1 protein-coding gene is annotated in these 1,172 nt (G+C 68.4%); it reads left to right on the top strand.

Annotated features, from left to right (window positions below):
• The coding region (locus tag DXK32_RS31940) for an electron transfer flavoprotein-ubiquinone oxidoreductase (RefSeq protein ID WP_162801454.1) at positions 1-1,172 on the top strand (1,172 nt) is incomplete at both ends.

Raw genomic sequence — 1,172 nt, forward strand, 5'->3', positions numbered from 1 at the left:
GTGGCCACCGGCGACATGGGCATCGGCAAGGACGGCGAGCGGACCGCCAACTACACGCCGGGCATGGAGCTGCACGCCCGGCAGACCATCTTCGCCGAGGGCTGCCGCGGCTCGCTGACCAAGACGCTGTTCGAGCGCTTCGACCTGCGCCGCGACGCCGACCCGCAGACCTACGGCATCGGCATCAAGGAGCTGTGGGAGGTGGCGCCGGAGAAGTCGCAGCCCGGCCTGATCGTCCACACCATTGGCTGGCCGATGGACCCCAAGACCTACGGCGGCTCCTGGCTCTACCACATGGAGGGCAACCTGGTGTCGGTCGGCTTCGTGGTCGGGCTCGACTACGAGAACCCGCACCTGTCGCCGTTCGAGGAGTTCCAGCGCTACAAGACCCACCCGGCGATCCGCCCGACCTTCGAGGGCGGGCGGCGCATCGCCTACGGCGCCCGGGCGCTCAGCGAGGGCGGCTTCCAGTCGATCCCCAAGCTGACCTTCCCCGGCGGGGTGATCGTCGGCGACGCGGCGGGCTTCCTCAACGTGCCCAAGATCAAGGGCAACCACACCGCCATGAAGTCGGGCATGCTGGCCGCCGAGGCGGTGCACGAGCTGCTGTCGGCCGAGGCTCCTGCCCGCGAGGCGGTGGCCTATCCGGAGAAGCTGAAGGCGTCCTGGGTGTGGTCGGAGCTGCATGCGGTGCGCAACATCCGCCCCGGCTTCCAGAAGGGCCTGTGGGCGGGTCTGGCCAACGCGGCCTACGAGACGGCGACCAAGGGCAAGTCGCCCTGGACCTTGCACCACCGGCACGGCGACCACGAGACGCTGAAGAAGGCGTCGGAGATGCCGAAGATCGCCTATCCCAAGCCGGATGGCGTGGTGTCGTTCGACCGTCTGTCGTCAGTGTATCTGTCAAACACCAACCACGAGGAGGACCAGCCGGCGCACCTGACGCTGAAGGACGCGTCGGTGCCGATCGCGGTCAATCTGGCGCTCTACGACGCGCCGGAGACGCGCTATTGCCCGGCGGGCGTGTACGAGATCGTGCGGGCGGAGGACGGCCGCGACCCGCGGCTGCAGATCAACGCGCAGAACTGCGTGCACTGCAAGACCTGCGACATCAAGGACCCCACCCAGAACATCAACTGGGTCGTCCCCGAGGGCGGCGGCGGCCCGAACTA

This window comes from Azospirillum brasilense (assembly GCF_003349955.1).
Taxonomy (GTDB): domain Bacteria; phylum Pseudomonadota; class Alphaproteobacteria; order Azospirillales; family Azospirillaceae; genus Azospirillum; species Azospirillum brasilense_B.